We start from the raw sequence: 17707 nt of genomic DNA, 5'->3' as shown, positions 1-17707 counted from the left end.
TTTACTTTTTCTGGAAAGAATAACTTAAATTCAGAAAATAGTTTCGACCTACCTCCGGAAATCCTTCCGCCAGTACATAATTACGATCGAAGATATTCCGAACGCCCGCTTCTAGCACCAAATTGCGGTAGATAGGTATCGCCGCCGCCGTGTTAGCCAAGAAAAAGCCGTCTAGTTTCAAGCCGGTCTCACTCCCGTAACGGAAACTGTTGTATTCAGCGTCTACATACAGGGCTGCTATGTTCCGGGGCAATTGCCAACCTAATCGCCCTGCCCATTTGTGGTTAGGGACATCCGTAAAGTATAGATCTGGATCGGTCAGGTTCTTGCGATGGATATAAGTATAGCTTGTCGTTAACTTCAGTGATTCCAGCAGGCTAGCGTCTAGTCCCAATTCCACTCCTTGAAATCGGGCGCGTCCACGATTTTGCAGTTGTGTTTTGTCTTGATCGACAAGTATTACTTGTTGGATGACATCGTCAATATCGCTACGGAACATACTATAGTGTATACCAAGTAAGCGTCCTATCTTACCGGTGTAAGTGAGGTCATAGTGAATGGCAGATTCCGCGTGCAGAGAAGGGTTCGGAATAGCTCGTCCCATACGGAAAGAAAAGCGGTCTTTCATGGTGGCGAACCTCGTTTTTCGGGCTAGGGTAGCCTGTACCTGATGCTGGCTGTTAACTGTCCAGAATAGTCCGAGTTGTGCGTTTACGGCGGCATTGGAGCCTATTTCTAAGCGTTCAATGATATCGGTATCTGCATTGTATTTTTCTGCCATATCGGCATTACGGTAATTCCAACTTATACCGGGGATGAACGATAGGGAAGGCGAGATACGGTAGGTGTCTTCTACGCCGATCGAAAGTGTATTGTCGATCATGCGCTGCACCGGATCGCCTAAATCATGTTCTCTATGTACGTCACGCTTGTACTGTACGCCAGCTTGCAAATTATGGTTTTTCCAGCGGCGAAATTCGTACTGAACTGTACTGCCTAGCGTATAATCATCGTAAAAGCTCTGGAAGGAAGAATTTCTATCCTGCGTAGTATACGTGTCATCATCATAGGCAAATAGTTCGTTTGTAAACTGATCAAAATACAAACGGGTTTTCAAGCTGCTGAACTCGCCCAATCCGGTGTTACCGATAAAGTACAGGCTTTCTTTGTTCCATGCGGGCCAATCCCAAAATCGTGGACTCTCACCTAGATAGGGAGGATTACCTTTTTGTCCTTTTTGTAGAACATAACCTAATGCATATTCCTGATTTTCGGTTGGTGTATATCCGATTTTAGCACTGGCTTTGACATCATTGCGCTGTGCATTATTTCGGTTGTAGTCCATTTGGTACTTCACAGGCGTGAAATCTTTTGATAGCGGAAAAGTTTCTTGTCGAAGTTGTGAAAGCCCGAGCTGATAGTAAAACTTACCTTGAGCACCCCCGGCATTTATATTCCAACGGTACCCCTCTCCGCTGTATATTCCCGTTCTTGCGTTTAATTCCAACTTGTTGGACGGCACGCGTGAAACAAGGTTAATGGCGCCTCCCATGGTGTTTGCGCCATACAATATGGAGGCAAAGCCTTTGGAGATTTGAATCTTCGCCAGATCGAATGTTGTAAAACGTCCCATATCAACATAGCCATCATAGGGTACATAAACCGGAACGCCATCAATGAATACGGGGGTCTGCCGTAAATTGAAACCCCTTAGATATACGACAGACTCATTTCTTGCACCGATATTTGCTAAATGAATACCCGGAAGCATATGCAATGCTTCACCTACGGTCGTGCGGTTGTAGTTCGCCATATCATTCGCATAGACAGCGGATAAGCTATCGGTGGGATTAGCCGCCGTCACCACCACTTCGCCAAGCTCGAAAGAACGGACAGATTTTTCAGGTTGGTTTGCTGTCTGTGCCGGGAGGACATATGGTAGACAGAGTAACAGGACGGAAAGTGTTTTTTTCATAATTTCAATGTATTCGATTAAAAAAGTGTTGGGTCAAAAAAATCGGTCTTTTGCCATTTGCGAACATGTGCTGGCGTATTGTAGTTCCGGAAATCTTTCCTGTTTCCGGCTGCGGGGAGTTTTACCGCACAAAGGTTTTTTATCGCACGTCTTACCGAAAAGTTTGTTAGGCGGGCATTTTTATATTCAATAGATAATTTCTGTAGCCCGGAAGCAGTATAAATGGCACACAGGGGTTCGACCTGTTCCTCTTTTTCAAACAGATATACATCTGCTTGCACGATCTGCCGACGAATGTCCATTAGCCGCTGTAATAATGGCGTTTCTACATCAATCATATCGCAAGGCAGCACAAGGATGTCTGCTTCGGGAAATAACTGATGGGTGCTTAACAAACCTGCCAAAGGGCCCTCTACGTCGACTTGATCGATGACCAAGCTTTCGGAAGGAAAAATCTGACCGTAGGCTTCTTGTTGGAGCGGATTAATGGAAAGATATGTTTTCAGCCCCAGACTTTCCAACCTATCGGCCATATGTATGGACCAAGGACGACCATCCTTGCGTAATTGTCCTTTGTCGGTTCCCATACGGCTGCTTTTACCGCCGCATAGGACCAGCCCTAACAAGATATTTGCGGTGTTGTTCATAGGTAAATATTATGGTTCTATATTGCCCGTTGACTTCTGCTTGCAGGAGCAATGTCCTCCCCAGGCACGCTCACCATCCACGAAATGCTCACATTTCCATAGGGGTACATGATGTTTGATGCGATCGATGATATATTGATTGGCTGCATAGGCTTCCGCGCGATGGGCAGCCGCTGTAATGACCACCACTGCTGTTTCCATGACTGAAACCTTGCCTAACCGATGGACGGCGATGGCAACCTGTAGCTCCCAGCGTTGTTTTGCTTCATCCAGTAATGCGGCAATCATTTTGTTGGCCATCTGCTCGGCGGCCTCGTATGAAAGATGCGAAACTTCTTTTCCCTGGTGGTTATTCCGCACTTCACCACTAAACAATACAACGCCTCCTGCTGCTGGATGATGCGCCTGCTCCCAAAGTGCCATTACATCGATTTTTTCCGTGCTTAGATGTATCATCGTTAACCTCCGCTACTGGGTGGAATGACTAAGACAAGATCGCCCTGACGAAGCGGGTAATCCTCATGGACAAACGTATCATCTACCGCAAACCGACATTGCTCTAGTAATGTTTTGGCAAACGATTGCTGATCAATCAGGTAGCGTCGTAAAGAATTGATGTCTTCTGGAGTCTCTCGGACCTCCATAACGGGCGGGAAGTAATCCTTCAATCCCGCAAAAAATTCCAAAGTAATCATATTTATCCTCCAATTGTTAACATACTCATTTCACTTCCGGAAAACCGCATTTGTTTTTGCCCTAATGCGGCGTGTAAGCCCGCCTCCAATCCTTGCTGACTATTAACCTCCCGAAGCGGTATAGGCGTGTTGCTACTTAAACAGCCATAAATATTCCCCTGGCAGTCTAGTCGCAGGCGGTTGCAGTCTGCACAAAAAGGCTGGCTCTCATTGGCAATGATTCCGAAGCTATGCCCGCAGGACGTACACCAATATGTAGCGGTGTCTCCGCATTTCTTTACCTGCTCGTGGATTTCATAGACGCTACTTATTCTGTCCAGTATGGCTTGCCGGGAGAAGAACTTACTGTCGGTATCGCCAAATAGGTGACCCATGCCCATCAATTCCAAGAAGCGTATTTTAATGCGATGTCGGAACGCAAAATCCAGTAAAGGCAAAATCTCCTGATCGTTTTCACCGGCCATAATCACGGTGTTAATTTTTACCTCCAATCCTATTTCCTGGGCGGCTATTATGCCTTCGACGACCTGCTGTAGCCCCGTCCGTTTTGTTACCTTATAGAAGGAACTTTCGGATAATGCATCCAGCGAGACATTGATGGACCGAAGACCAGCTTGTTGGAGAGCAACTACTTTTTTCGCGAGCAAAAAGCCGTTTGTCGTCATGCGGATATCTTGGATGCCCAATTGTCGAATGCCCTTTGTTAACTTGGTAAGGTCGGGATATAGCAGTGGCTCACCCCCTGTTAAACGTATGGTCTGTAGATGCAGCAGATGGTGCAAACGACCTATGAGATCGATAAGTTCATCGCTGGACAATACCGCAGATTTCGGTGTTGTTGTGTTCAGTTCATCTTCACATACACAATAGGTGCACGCAAAGTTGCATCTATCTAATAGGCTTACGCGTAGGACGTTGAATGATCTTCCGATAGGGTCTGTCAATGTTCGCATTACATGAAAAATAATAGTTTACAACAAGCGATCAGGAGCACTACACTCAGCAAGGTGCGTACCGTTGCCATAGGAAAACGCGCACTCCCGAAATAGGCGCCCGTAAATCCTCCGGCAGCTGCCGCACAGAACCATAGGGCAAATGATGGATCAATGTATATCGGTGTGGTGTTGCCGAGCAAGCCACTGAAAGAATTTAACGTTATAAAAATGGCGGAGGTAGCTGCAGCCTCCTTGGCATTGGCCCAGCCCAATAAGATAAGCAACGGGCTTAAAAAGATACCGCCGCCGATATTGAGCATACCCGACAAAACGCCGACAATGGCGCCTATGAGTAATGCCAATGGTATATTTACCGTTTTACGCTTCTGGTGCTCCTTGGGGGTTATACCGAGTAGCCGGATGGTAGGCAATATGAGGGCAAGACCGAGTAGCACAAAATAGACTTTCCCTTCAAGCGCATACCGGGCACCTAGAAATGCTGTTGGAATGGAGGTGATCAAAAATGGCCAACAGGTAGACCACCTGAAGTGCCCGGCACGGCGAAATTGGAAGAACCCTGTACCGGCAACAAGCATATTAAGCATGAGAATAAGCGGCTTGTATTGCGCTACCGGAATGGAAAAAATAGAAAAGACAGCAATGTAACCGCTGGCACCTCCGTGTCCAACGGAGGCATACAAGAAGCCAACAACAAATAGGACGAATGCGATATAATAGAGTTCCATGTCAGTGCTTTAAAGGTGTGGTGTTGATTTGATCAAATGCTGTAAATTCTTTCTTGGGAGAGCCGCATAGACCACAGGTATAATCTGTAGGTAGATCGCCGAAGGCAATGCCTGGTTCTATAGCCGCTAATACATCCCCATAAGCGGGATCGTAAATACTGAGGCAATGTGGACAGCGGAATAAGGGTTGCTGCGGGGCGCTATGCGAAAACTCCGGTAAATCGGAGGGATGATGTTCAGACACCGGATGGCTGTTTTGTAATGTAGCATCGTAAAAGCAATCACAAAGTGTTTTTAGGGTTGCGGGTAACGATTTCTCGGTGACACGTTGTTTATAGAGAATGAGGTTATAGGAGTTGGCCTTGAAATCTTGCGTGTGGAAAACATCGAAGTAGGGTTCACGGTTCCCATCGTTGATCTGTTTGATGATAATCGAACCCCAAATGCCGCTGTTTGATCCAATCTTGATGCCAAAGCATAGCCGATAAGTTCGAATATTCCAACGATCGAAATATCGGACGATGAAACGCTTCAATTTCAACGCCGGTTCACACCAATCTTCGATTTGCCAGTTTAGTTCGTTGGAAGCGTGGCGCAAATTAATACGATGTTTGTCGAGAATGATATCCCATCCTTTGCGATCTTGCTGTCGGATGTCTTTAATAATGAGTGACCGCCAGGGCGTCGTATAGATCTGGCCCACCCGAGACGTCTGGCAGACGTTGCAAACGTCCAGCAAAAAGGAAACGGTGTAACACTCGTCTGGTCGGTAAATGCCTAGCCAATATTTATCGTCATATTGGTTAAAGCCTTCATAATAGGGAAGACGGAAATCCGATTCCGTTAACGGTTCTTGGATTTGTTGACAATGAAACGCACCCGACGTTTTAATTTTTAATTCCAGATCCGCACATAGCGTAGCAATGTCGTCTTCTGCTATATCTTTGTTATCCATTATGGCGCTTTCCAGTTCCTTACTAATGGCGGCAATATCCATGGAGTAAATGAGTGATGACCAGCTTCTTACTTGATTTGTTTTGGGCCATCGGATATATACATACCAATAATTGCCTACGCCTGAGGATACAAAATTCAGGTTGCCGGTATAATAAGGTACAAACGACTGATTCGCATCGACGATGTTGATCTTTAGTTTTGGAGTATGCTCAAAGGAGGCTAAAATATCCTTATAAATTCCTTCTCTCAACCAATGTGGCTGATTGTAAAGCCCGTCGGCCACATAAGAACTAACCATATTTGGATAATGGTTTTCATTCACTTCATACAGCAGTTCTTGATTGAAGAGCTGATATTCGATATCTTCCATTTGCGCCGGGGAGGCAGAGAAAAGCAATTGTTGGCGTGCGCCGATTTTAACGGTTTTTACATCTGCCGCATGCGCCGCTTCCAGTATGGCCTTAAAATCACCCACCGATACATAGCCTCCGGGCAGATTGATTTTTACGTGTTGCCATTCCGGTTGTGTCTGCTTAGCCATTCGTGACCTCCATTTCTTCTTTTTCGGCTAAAAAACTATCCAAAATTGCCATCACCTGTGGACGGCAAGAGCCGCAGCCTGTTCCGGCACCACTGGTTTCGCATAATGCTTTCAACGCTGTGCATCCGGATTGGATGAGCTTGTGTAAATTCCCTTCACCTACCTGGCTGCAACTGCAAATCAACTTGCCAATAACCGGTTCTTTTGCGCTACCGCTACGTAATAGCTGCAGACGTTTTTCACTAAGTTCTGTCTTATTGGTGATCAAGTCTTTAAATTCTAGGAATTCATTCTTATCACCAATAAGTACAGCGCCTACTAAGCGATCCTGGTAAATAATACATTTTTTATAATAGCGCTTTGCCTTGTCAATAAATACAATTTCTTCATACTCCTCGTTCGGACAATCGACAATACCAATACTACAGAGATCGAAGCCCTGTATTTTGATGATGTTCATAAAGACAGAACCCTGATAAATACTGCCGATGTCACCGTTATGATAACGGGCCACCACAGCACTTTGCTGTTCGGCAGCAGCCGAAAAGCCGTACATGATCCCTTCAAATTCTGCAATTTCGCCGATGGCGTAGATAGCTGGATCACTTGTTTGTAATCTATTGTTTACCACCACCCCACGCTGACAATGTAATCCGGCGGCTTTTGCCAGCTCCATATTGGGCGTCGTACCGATAGCAACGATAACGGCATCGCATTTGATCTGTCTGCCACTCTTTAATTCCACCTTATTGACCTTGTTTCTGCCGTAATAGAGTTGTACCTCATCGTTGTAAAAGACATCACAGCCTTGGTCGATCATTTCTTCGTGGAGCAATTGGCTGCCGAGTACATCCAATTGCCGGTTCAAAAAGCGCGAAACACGCTGTACAACCGTTACCTGTACGTCCATTTCCCGCAAACTCGCCGCCATCTCCAAGCCCAGTAATCCGCCTCCGATAATGACGACAGAAGCGTCCTTACGGAGGAATTTACGAAGATTATCGGCATCCGAACGATGTCTGATGCTGAATATCCCCGGTAACGATGGAATATCTTTGGGCATCGCCGACCGACTGCCGGTGCCGAGGATCAAGGTGTCATAAGGTGTTTTTATTCCTCTTGAATCTTCCACGTATTTATGCGCACGATCGATACGGGTCACGGTAACGCCTCTGATATGGTTAATGTTGTAGACATTCTTTTCTTCCTCATCCCGCATTTTGACGAGTTCCTCCCATTGTTGGTCGCCACTTACATAATGCGGTAGCATGACGCGGTTGTAAAAGGGCAGGTTCTCATTACTGATCACCGTTATCTCATCGGTGGTGTTGATTTCCCGAAAAGCTTTTATAAAACCAAAAGCGCCGGCGCCGGCACCGACGATCACAATGCGTTCAAACGGTTTCTTATAAGGAACGACCTGTACGGCGCAGAATTTAAAATCTGGCTCTTTTGAAATGGGATCCACCAAGGGGTTGGTGAGGTTATTTGCCCGATGTAAATCGGTGTCGCCAAGCTTTCCCCAGTGCATGGGGAGAAAGACACAACCGGGCTTTATGCTGGAGCTGAGGCTGGCCTTGACACGTACATGGCCACGTCTTGAGGTGATTTCGACCAATTGCCCGTCGTTTATACCGAGACGTTCGGCATCATCGCGATGAATTTCGAGCTGAGATTCGCTGATATGCTGTTTCAGCTTACTGACTTTACCGGTCTTGGACATGGTATGCCATTGGTCACGGATGCGTCCGGTGGTCAGAATAAAAGGAAAGGCCGTATCCGGTAATTCACTTTGGAGATCCGTGTCCGGGCTATGGATAATTGCTTTTCTGGACGGGGTATAGAAATCATGATCGGCAAATAAACGCGTTGTTCCTATTTTCCGTCGCTTATTATAGGGCCATTGAATGGTTTTATGTTTGTCAATCTGTACATAATCCAGCCCTTCGATATGCAGATTTGTTTTAGCGGTGAGTCGCGTGTGTTCTTTGTATATGGCTTCGGTGTTTGGGTAATCAAAACCTTTGAAACCCATTTTTTTGGCAAAGCGACAGATAATTTCGGCGTCAGGGAGTGCTTCGCCCGGAGGTTCGATGATTTTGTGTAAATGACTGATTCTGCGTTCGGAATTGGTCATGGTTCCTTCTTTTTCTGCCCAGGCGGCTGCGGGCAAAATAACGTCCGCATAGGCTAAGGTTTGAGGCTTATTGCTGATTTCCTGTACTACCACAAATTTAGCTTTTTCCAAGGCCTGTTCTACTTTTCGTGTATCGGGTAGGCTTGTCAACGGATTAGTACACAATATCCAAACAGCTTTCAACTTGCCGTCGGCCAGTGCCTCAAACATTTCGGTTGCGGTAAGTCCCGGTTTGTCGGATAGCGTAGTTCCTCCCCAAAAATCAGCCACTTCCTGTCGGTGTATTTCGTTTTTCAGATCACGGTGTGCAGGCAATAAATTAGCCAGACCGCCGACTTCCCGGCCTCCCATAGCATTTGGTTGACCGGTTAACGAGAAAGGTCCGGAACCTGGCTTACCGATTTTTCCCGTGATCAAGTTGAGATTAATGAGCGACAGATTTTTATCCACACCTTTCACACTCTGGTTAAGTCCCATCGTCCACATGGTCAATAGGGACTTGGATTCGCCTATATAGGTTGCGGCTTGACGGATTTCATATTCGGGTATACAGCAAATATGTGCTGCCTCTGTTATGGTGCGCTCAAATACACGTGTTTTATAATCTTCAAATCCCTCTGTATGGTGTGCTATAAAATGGTAATCAATATCATCATTTTCAATCAGCAGCCGGCCAATAGCATAATTCAAAACGATATCTGTACCGGGTTGAATTTGTAGGTGTAGGTCCGCAATGGCTGCTGTATCTGTTTTTCGAGGATCGACCAAAATGATTTTAGTCTGTGGGTGGTTTGCTTTGTGGGCTTCTACCCGACGCCAAAGAATGGGGTGGCACCAGGCGGGGTTGGCGCCTTCCACCAAAAAGCAGTCGGAGAGTTCAATATCATCGTAGCAAATAGGCACGGAGTCCTCCCCGAGGGCCATTTTGTAGGCGGCGACAGCACTGCTCATGCATAGACGTGAATTGGTGTCGATGTTGTTGCTACCTATAAAGCCTTTTATCAGTTTATTGATGACATAATACTCTTCCGTGAGGCACTGTCCAGATGCGTAAAACGCGACTGAATCGGGGCCATACTTAGCTATCATCGTGCGGAATACAGCTGCTGTACGGGTTAATGCGTCTTCCCAACTTACCCGTTGCATCGGCATGTTGCGGTGATATCGCATTTGCGGATAAAGCAGACGATCCGATTTATCGTTTACCGTGTATTGTAGATTCATGCCCTTGCTGCACAATTTTCCCTGGTTGACCGGATGCTCCTCATCACCTGTTACCGTCACGGAATCGTGCTTATCCAGCCGAATTTTCACGCCGCATCCGACACCGCAATAACAACAGGTACTTGTTACTTCTTTTTCTTTCATGTCTGACAAAAGGCAAATCAATGGATGTTTATTGTTGAAAGTCGAGCTCGCCTGTCTCTATGCTGTTTTTGATGGCGGGCTTTGGCTGGAATCTAGTCACCGCAACGAGCAAACCGATGAACACGACCCCTACACCAATATATTGAAAGGCATCTGCATAGGTTAAGTTTTCGGACTTGAATAGAAAACCAACCAACATGGCACCGATGTTTCCGCCGGCACCTACTATACCACTGACGACACCAATATTGTCTTTATTGATAAAAGGGACAATCCCATAGGTACAGCCATTGGCCATCTTCAGAAACAAGGCGAAAATCAGCATGGAAGCAACCGCAAAGACCAACGTACCCGAAGCAGCAAACAACGCGATACCCAGACCTTCCAAAACCAAAAGTAGTCCTAGTAATGTACCTTTTCCTTTTAGTCCGAATCGTTTACCAACTTTATCACTCACGATGCCCCCCAATGCACGGGCGAAAATATTCATGCCGCCGAATATGCCGGCCATGGCACCGGCTACAATGATGCTGGTACCAAAGCGGTCTATAAAAAATATCGCAGCAACATTATCTACCGTTATTTCAATGCCGAAGCATGCTGCATAAGCGAGTGTTAATACCCATACGCGATAATCCTGCAATGCTTCCACGAGTGATCCCTTGCTTTTTTTCGGAGAGGTAGACGTATCTCTTTGCTGCAAATTGCTGAAATTCCCCGCAGGCGTATCTGTCGTGTATCTGTAGTAAATAAAAGCCATGATCAGGAGGATGACGCCAGGGACAATCATGGCGATTCTCCAGGAGTCTGCTTCGCTCACAAAACCCATCGCGGCAAAACCCGCAGCAATTAATGGCATAACTAAATTGGTAACACCACCACCGAGATTTCCCCACCCACCGGTTACCGCATTGGCGGTGCCGACAATGTTAGGAGCAAACATCATGGATGTGTGAAATTGGGTGATGACGAAAGAAGCGCCAACAATGCCGATACAGAATCTGAATAGCAAAAAAGAAGCATAGCTGTTGCTGAGGCCGATCAGCATGATCGGGATAGCACCCACAATCAATAAAATGGTATAGGTGAGGCGTGGTCCCAATGTATCGCACAACTTCCCGATCAATAAACGGGCAATAATGGTGGCGGAGACGGACGCGATAATGATATTACCGACCTCACTCTTGGTCAAATTCAGCTGATCGCGAATCATGGGCATCAAAGGTGCGACACCAAACCATCCAAAGAAACAGAAAAAGAACGTTATCCAAGTGATATGGAATGTACGCATCTGAACGCCTTTGAACGAAAAGATGTTGAGCTTTGAAAGGGGGGATTGGTTCTGTTGCATCGTTAGTATGGTTTAAATGATATTAAAAAAAGGGTGCAAAGAGAGCACCGGTATGGTCTCGTTTTCCGCAATGACCTGTTTGTTATGAATATGCCAGCCAATACCGTCGCATCCGACAGTCGCTGTTATGTCACCGGAGCCATGGTGAGGTTTCCAGGTATATCCGTAGGTATCGGGTTGTCGAAAAACAGGAAAAAACTCATCGAGCGAAGATTTCTTGGATCTGGAGGGCTGTAATTTTATCTTTTGGAAACGTTCGTCCGTAAAGCCCATGCATCCGTGGAGGTACTCCTCTACAAATAGCTTGAAGGTCATAAAACAAGATAAGGGGTTTCCGGGCAACGCAAATATAATCTTGCCTTCTGGTAAGAATCCGACCAAAAGGGGTTTGCCGGGCTTAATGGAGACTTTATGAAATAGTATCTCTACGCCCAGTTCTCGTAAGATTTGAGGCACGTGATCGGCATCGCCAGCAGAAACACCGCCGTTGATCAGGATGAGCTGCTGTTCCATGGCCTGCTTAAAGGCGGCTGATAATGCTTTGGGTTCATCTGACACATGCTGACAAGATCGCACGGGCAACTGCCATTGTTCGCAGAGGGCGCGCAATAGATATTGATTGCTGTTGCGGATTTGAAAGTGTTTTGGTTGCTGGTCGATATCTACGACTTCGTTGCCGGTTGTGACAATCCCTACACGCGGCATTTTAAAAACGGGTACAAGGTGGATTCCCAAAGCTGCCAACGTTCCGATCAGCGAGATATCGCAAACCCGAGGCGCGGTAACGGCGAGGTCGGTTTCTTTTAGATCTTCGCCTCGTTGCGCAAGGTGCTGTCCGTGCGAGATAGATTCCCGCAGGATACGAGCTGTTCCGTATGGGGTATAGGTGAGGTCTTCTTTACGGATAATGGTGTCTGCTTCACGAGGACAAGCTGCGCCAGTCATGATCTTGTAGCATTCACCGGCTGCAATAGCTGCAGGCGTTTCCATGCCCGCAAAAATGGTGTCCGAGATATGGAATTCCCGGATGCCGTTATTCCAATCGTCCATGCGTATCGCTATTCCGTCCATCGCCGCGCGATTAAACGGAGGATAATCCCTGTCGGCGAAGATGGGATGAGCCAGTACACGATTTAAGGATTGGGCGAGTGGTACGTGTTCTATGGGAAGCTGCTTTACCATGCTTCGAATCTTGTCCCGGGCCTCTAGATAGGTCAACATATCAATGTCCTCCTCCCATCATCATTTTCTGGGCATGAAACAAGGCTGGCAAAATAGCCTCTAAACATTCCTTCACGCCGTTGGTACTTCCAGGTAATGTGACGACAAGTGAGTTGCGAATGGTACCGGCAACGGAACGGCTCATCATAGCCAATGGCGTCCGTTGCTGCCCATGTCCGCGCATGGCTTCGACAATGCCATCTGCAGTTTTGTCCAATAATTCGGAAACAGCTTCCACGGTTACATCTCGTGGTCCCAATCCGGTCCCTCCCGTCGTAAAAATAAACGGTATGTCTCGGTCAACCCAGGTGTTTATGGCCTGTTGGATGAGCGGTTTTTCATCTGCAACGATTTGGTAATCCAGTACCTGTGCGCCGGTAGCCTGCAACATTTCTTCGATTTTTCGCCCACTGTTATCCTGCCGCTGTCCGCTAGCGGTAGCATCGGAACAGACCAAAACCGCACAGGTAGCCAGCGGCGCCAGAAAACGACTGTGATCCGATTTACCGCCTGTTTTTTTCGCTAGACGGATATGACCGATCTCTAACTGATCGTCGACAGGTTTCAACATATCGTAAAGCTCGAGCGCTGCTATAGATGCGGCGGTCAGCGCCTCCATCTCTATACCGGTACGACCAATCGACTTGGCCGCTACCGTGATCAATATCCCGGCACCTGACTGCTGTGTTCCAGCAAAAAAGTCTGGATGGGAGCTCGGATAGATATATTCGAAATCGACCTGCATCCCGTCAATCTGGACGGGATGGCAGTGTGGAAGTAACTGCGGGGTCGCCTTTGCTCCCAAAAATGCTGCTGCCCGGGCAACATCCAGTAGGTTTCCTTTTGGCAGCTTATCTTGTTTAATCTTGATAGCCGTGGATTCCGTAAAATAGATAACAGCGTTAGCTGATGCGGTACGTAAAGTGCTGATTTTATGGTTTATATCTTTCATGATTTCAGTGCTGGGGTGGTCTCTGTTGGGTCGGGTTGCAAACTGGAAAAATGAATGACGCGCTTCTGAAGAGAAAGCACATCGAATAGAAGCAATTTACCCATTAGCTTGTCTGGCAAATCCAGCAACACTTTGATGGCTTCGTTTGCCATCAACATACCAGCTACCATACTGCCGATGACGTAGGTGCCCGAAACATCGCAACCCATCCCTTGACCGGTCGGCTGCAGGGTAAATACGTCATCTATCGCCAAGCGCTGCGTCTCGTTGTTAAACACGGTCATCTGCACTTCAGAACGGAAAATAGATCCATAGACGACTGGTGTGCCGAGCTGAATACCTGTATGACCGATTAATAAGCGGGATGGAAAATTGTCTGTGGCGTCGATGACGATATCATATGCAGAAAATATCGCATGAATATTGGTTTCGTCTACAAAAAACGGATATGCTTTGAAGATCGTTTCCTGATATCGGTCTCTTAAATGGGTGACGGCAGCTGCAGTCTTCCATTCTCCAACTTGTGCTGGTGTATAGAGATATTGGCGTGCCAGATTTTTAAGCTCAACCTTATCGCCATCCAGTATTCCGATATGTCCGATACCACTAGAAGCTAATGCGGAAATCACAGGGCAACCCAGGCCTCCGGCACCAACCACCAGCACGCGGGTACATTTTAATTTGTCGAGACCCTTCTTGCCAATAAACGGCAGTTGAAGATGATCGCTAAAAAATCTGCTATGCATTTCTCTCATGTGGTTATATCTTATATCCCAAACCGATACCTAAAGTCCACCTCCCATTGTCCACATTTGTCTTGGGTATATAGAATGCCGGTACCTGTAGCGCCAGATGCTTAAAAATCGTTAACGTAGCACCAAAGCCTAAAGTGGGAGTAAACGTAGCGTTCTTTACGACGGAGGGATCTTCTTTAATTTTGATAGACGGTAAGAATCCTAATGTGAGATTCCATTTCTGTGTGGTATATTTCATGGCAGGTCCGGTACAATTAATGTATGCGCCGTTGTCCGCATAGCCCCCTACGATAATTCCATCAAAAGCTTGTGCACTAAATTTTTTATGCTGGGCGCGTACAGTTGTTGCTGTCAGTACTATACAGACTATCGTACAAAAGGTGCGGTTTGTCTTCATGTTTGCAAAGGATTATTTGTTGATTGCCATCTTATATTAGTTCTGTAATGCAATATATACGAACCCGTCTTCCACTTTTACCGGATAGGTCTTGATGGCGCATTCATCGCCAGAGAGACATTCGCCGGTATCCAGTGCGAATGTTTTCTTGTGAAAAGGGCAGGCGATCTTCGGTTTATCTCCTAATGATCCGATCATACCGCGACTAAGGATCATTTGTCTTTTATGGGGGCATTCGTTCTGCGTAGCGTACCACTCATTACGACGTTTGAAATAGAACAAGGCAACTTGCTGATCCTCTAGTTTTAAACAGATACCTCCGTTTTCAATGGTGTCTTCTACGCGACAAGCTAATTTCCATGAAGTGATTGATAAGGTTTCCATAATGATCTTGTGTTAAAGTTTCGTATTTATTTGATTAATATGTTATTGGGGCATTCCAGTCGGCCGCTTTCTTTTGCCCGCGCATTTCTTCGAATTTTACGGTTTCATCTTTCTCGGAAGGTGCATTCACAAAATGAACAAAGCGCTTGCGTATATCCGGATTATTGACCGCGACCTTCCACTCACATTGATAGGCGTCGACTAAGGCCTGCATCTCTTTTTCCCAGGTTTCCGCCATTCCAAGACTGTCTTCCACGACAACATTTCGAAGATAATCGACTCCGCCTTCCATTTTATTCAGCCAAGTGGCCGTGCGTGTTAATGGATCGGCAGTGTGTATATAAAACATGAGGAACCGATCTAGATAGCGTATACAAGTTTCACTATCGATGTCACTCACCAAGAGGTGCGCATGTTGAGGTTTGCTGCCACCGTTTCCGCATACATACAAATTCCAGCCTTTTTCCGTAGCAATGATTCCAAAATCCTTACTTTGCGCTTCCGCACATTCCCGGATACAACCGCTGACGGCGGATTTCAATTTGTGTGGAGATCGGATCCCACGATACCGTTCTTCAATCTGAATAGCAAAGGATACACTGTCGTGTAGTCCAAAACGGCACCAGGTACTTCCTACACAGCTTTTTACCGTACGCAAAGCTTTTCCATAGGCGTGTCCGCTTTCGAACCCGGCTGCGATCAGCTCTTCCCAGATAAAGGGAAGATCATTGAGGTGCGCTCCAAACATGTCGATGCGTTGTCCGCCCGTGATTTTGGTATAAAGCCCATATTTCTTAGCGACTTCCCCGATAACGATCAATTTTTCTGGTTGGATTTCTCCTCCTGGTACGCGTGGTACAACAGAATAGGTTCCGCCGCGTTGTATATTAGCCAAAAAGCGGTCATTGCTATCTTGGGCCACATCATTTCCCTTTCCCAGTATCATTTCGTTCCAAAGGCTGGCTAATAGCGAAGAAACTAGTGGTTTGCAGACTTCACAACCGTGTCCTGTTCCAAGGTTGTCCAGTACGCTGTCGTAGGTTCTTAGATCATGAATCTTGATGAGATCAAATAGCTCTTGTCGACTAAAGTTGAAATGTTCACATATTGTATTGCGAATATATTTACCCTGTTTCTTCATGGTATATGCTACCAGGTCTTTGACCATAGGGACACAGCCGCCACAACCAGAACCGGCTTTCGTGCATTTCTTGACATCATCGGCATGCTCACATCCTTGCTGCGTAACCGCATCACATATTTGAGCCTTTGTAATGCCTTCGCAGCTACAGATCAACGCTGTATCGGGCAAAGCTTCCAGTCCTGCGCCGGCAGGTTTACTTTCACTTTGTTCTCCTAAAAGAAGTGTTTCGGGATGTTCGGGAAGGGGCATGTTATTATTGACAGTCTGTAATAACATGTTGTAGCTCGCTGCTTCACCCACCAAAATACCACCTAATAGCCTTTTGCCATCCGGACTGATATTGAGCCGTTTGTAAATGCCTTTATTCTTGTCTTCTAGAAGAATGGTCCGGGCGTGAGGCTCTGTGATAAATGGATCTCCAAAACTAGCCACATCGACACCCATTAATTTTAGTTTGGTGCTCATGTCGAAACCAGCGAAAAGCTTCTGTTCGCCAGAAATGGTAGTTGCAGCGACCTCCGCCATTTCGTATCCGGGGGCTACCAAGCCATATATCATTTCGTTATAAAGGGCGCATTCACCGATAGCGAAGGTGTGAGGGTCGGACGTACGCATGTTCTCATCGACTATGATTCCTCCACGAGGTCCAATAGCTAGTCCCGCAGCTTTTGCTAACTCATCACGAGGTTTGATCCCTGCCGATATGATCAAGATATCGCTGTCCAATTGAGAGCCATCAGCGAATGCAAGCCCTGTTATTTTATTTTTGCCTAGTATTTGGGTTGTAGATTTTTGCAGAAAGCAGGTCAACCCAAGTGCCTGTAGCTTGTTTTGTAATATGCTACTGGCCATATCGTCAATTTGTCTGGGCATTAGCCGTGGTGCAAATTCCACGACTGCTGATTCTTTTATGCCAAGATCTACGAGTGCTTTTGCAGCTTCTAGGCCTAACAATCCACCGCCAATGACCGTGCCTTTATTTGCGGTCAAGGCATATGCTTTAATTTGGTCAAGGTCTTCGATAGTGCGATATAAAAATACCCCTTCTTTGTCGACGCCGGGGATTGGGGGGACAAAAGCAGCCGATCCGGTAGCGAGGATGAGGTAATCGTAATCTATCTGGATGTCTTTTTTGGAATGGATGCGTTTTTTTTCAATATCAATGTGTACAATAGGGTCATGAAGGTGTAAATCGATATTATTTTCGTTGTACCACTCATTTTTTGACAAAAATAAATCATCTAATGTCTTATTTCCGAAATAATCAGTGAGATGTACACGATCATAAGCCCTAATTGGTTCCTCGCCGAACACTATTAGCTTAAAATTGTTGCTTTTTGTTGTTAATTTTTCACAAAACTTATGGCTTACCATTCCATTTCCGATTACTATAACTGTTTTTGTGTTCATTTCTCAGATATTTATAGGTAAAAAATGATTTTTCGTTATTTATTTTGCTAATTTATGTTTTTGATATCAATAAATGAAATATTTTCATGATA

General features: G+C 46.1%; 15 protein-coding genes. All 15 read right to left on the bottom strand.

The annotated features are described in order from the left end of the window. Nucleotide 1: 1 nt before the first annotated feature. From EWE74_RS13215 to nirB, 15 genes are read right to left on the bottom strand one after another with little or no spacing between them, the layout of a single operon-like run. Nucleotides 2–1975, bottom strand: a complete 1974-nt coding sequence (locus EWE74_RS13215; RefSeq protein WP_130141991.1) for a TonB-dependent receptor plug domain-containing protein — start codon at nucleotides 1973–1975, stop codon at nucleotides 2–4. 17 nt (nucleotides 1976–1992) lie between these two features. Further along, complete coding sequence (mobA, locus tag EWE74_RS13210; protein ID WP_130141990.1) at nucleotides 1993–2622, bottom strand: molybdenum cofactor guanylyltransferase; 630 nt, start codon at nucleotides 2620–2622, stop codon at nucleotides 1993–1995. Between the two features lie 9 nt (nucleotides 2623–2631). Next, entirely contained in the window at nucleotides 2632–3078 is a 447-nt protein-coding gene (locus EWE74_RS13205; protein ID WP_130141989.1) for a molybdenum cofactor biosynthesis protein MoaE, read from the bottom strand. A gap of 2 nt (nucleotides 3079–3080) precedes the next feature. Beyond that, entirely contained in the window at nucleotides 3081–3317 is a 237-nt protein-coding gene (locus EWE74_RS13200; RefSeq protein WP_130141988.1) for a MoaD/ThiS family protein, read from the bottom strand. Between the two features lie 2 nt (nucleotides 3318–3319). Then, nucleotides 3320–4270, bottom strand: coding sequence for a GTP 3',8-cyclase MoaA (moaA, locus tag EWE74_RS13195; protein WP_130141987.1), 951 nt, complete (start codon nucleotides 4268–4270; stop codon nucleotides 3320–3322). Then, nucleotides 4270–4998, bottom strand: a complete 729-nt coding sequence (locus EWE74_RS13190) for a sulfite exporter TauE/SafE family protein (protein ID WP_130141986.1) — start codon at nucleotides 4996–4998, stop codon at nucleotides 4270–4272. The genes moaA and EWE74_RS13190 overlap by 1 nt, the downstream gene beginning before the upstream one ends. Before the next feature lies 1 nt (nucleotide 4999). Further along, nucleotides 5000–6496, bottom strand: coding sequence for a rubredoxin (locus EWE74_RS13185; RefSeq protein WP_130141985.1), 1497 nt, complete (start codon nucleotides 6494–6496; stop codon nucleotides 5000–5002). Further along, nucleotides 6489–10001 carry a nitrate reductase gene (locus EWE74_RS13180; protein ID WP_130141984.1) on the bottom strand — a complete coding sequence of 1171 codons (3513 nt, stop codon included), beginning with the start codon at nucleotides 9999–10001 and terminating at the stop codon, nucleotides 6489–6491. The genes EWE74_RS13185 and EWE74_RS13180 overlap by 8 nt, the downstream gene beginning before the upstream one ends. 28 nt (nucleotides 10002–10029) lie before the next feature. Then, the gene (locus EWE74_RS13175; protein ID WP_130141983.1) at nucleotides 10030–11352 is read right to left on the bottom strand and encodes an MFS transporter; all 1323 of its coding nucleotides are present in this window, start codon (nucleotides 11350–11352) and stop codon (nucleotides 10030–10032) included. 12 nt (nucleotides 11353–11364) lie between these two features. Next, nucleotides 11365–12573 carry a molybdopterin molybdotransferase MoeA gene (locus tag EWE74_RS13170; protein WP_130141982.1) on the bottom strand — a complete coding sequence of 403 codons (1209 nt, stop codon included), beginning with the start codon at nucleotides 12571–12573 and terminating at the stop codon, nucleotides 11365–11367. A gap of 1 nt (nucleotide 12574) precedes the next feature. Next, nucleotides 12575–13525: a bifunctional molybdenum cofactor biosynthesis protein MoaC/MoaB gene (gene moaCB, locus EWE74_RS13165; protein ID WP_130141981.1), complete on the bottom strand. Its 951-nt coding sequence runs from the start codon at nucleotides 13523–13525 to the stop codon at nucleotides 12575–12577. Next, nucleotides 13522–14271 carry a HesA/MoeB/ThiF family protein gene (locus EWE74_RS13160; RefSeq protein ID WP_239018678.1) on the bottom strand — a complete coding sequence of 250 codons (750 nt, stop codon included), beginning with the start codon at nucleotides 14269–14271 and terminating at the stop codon, nucleotides 13522–13524. The genes moaCB and EWE74_RS13160 overlap by 4 nt, the downstream gene beginning before the upstream one ends. A 13-nt stretch (nucleotides 14272–14284) precedes the next feature. Beyond that, a complete protein-coding gene (locus tag EWE74_RS13155) occupies nucleotides 14285–14677 on the bottom strand; it encodes a hypothetical protein (RefSeq protein WP_239018660.1) in 393 nt (130 codons plus the stop codon). Nucleotides 14678–14713: 36 nt separating this feature from the next. After that, nucleotides 14714–15061 (bottom strand): nitrite reductase small subunit NirD, encoded by a 348-nt coding sequence (nirD, locus tag EWE74_RS13150; RefSeq protein WP_130141979.1) that lies wholly within the window; start codon nucleotides 15059–15061, stop codon nucleotides 14714–14716. Between the two features lie 34 nt (nucleotides 15062–15095). Beyond that, nucleotides 15096–17615, bottom strand: a complete 2520-nt coding sequence (nirB, locus tag EWE74_RS13145) for a nitrite reductase large subunit NirB (RefSeq protein ID WP_130141978.1) — start codon at nucleotides 17613–17615, stop codon at nucleotides 15096–15098. Between the last annotated feature and the right edge of the window lie 92 nt (nucleotides 17616–17707).

It is taken from the genome of Sphingobacterium corticibacterium (assembly GCF_004208525.1).
Taxonomy (GTDB): Bacteria; Bacteroidota; Bacteroidia; order Sphingobacteriales; family Sphingobacteriaceae; genus Sphingobacterium; species Sphingobacterium corticibacterium.
This window is presented reverse-complemented; position numbering and strand designations above follow the sequence as displayed.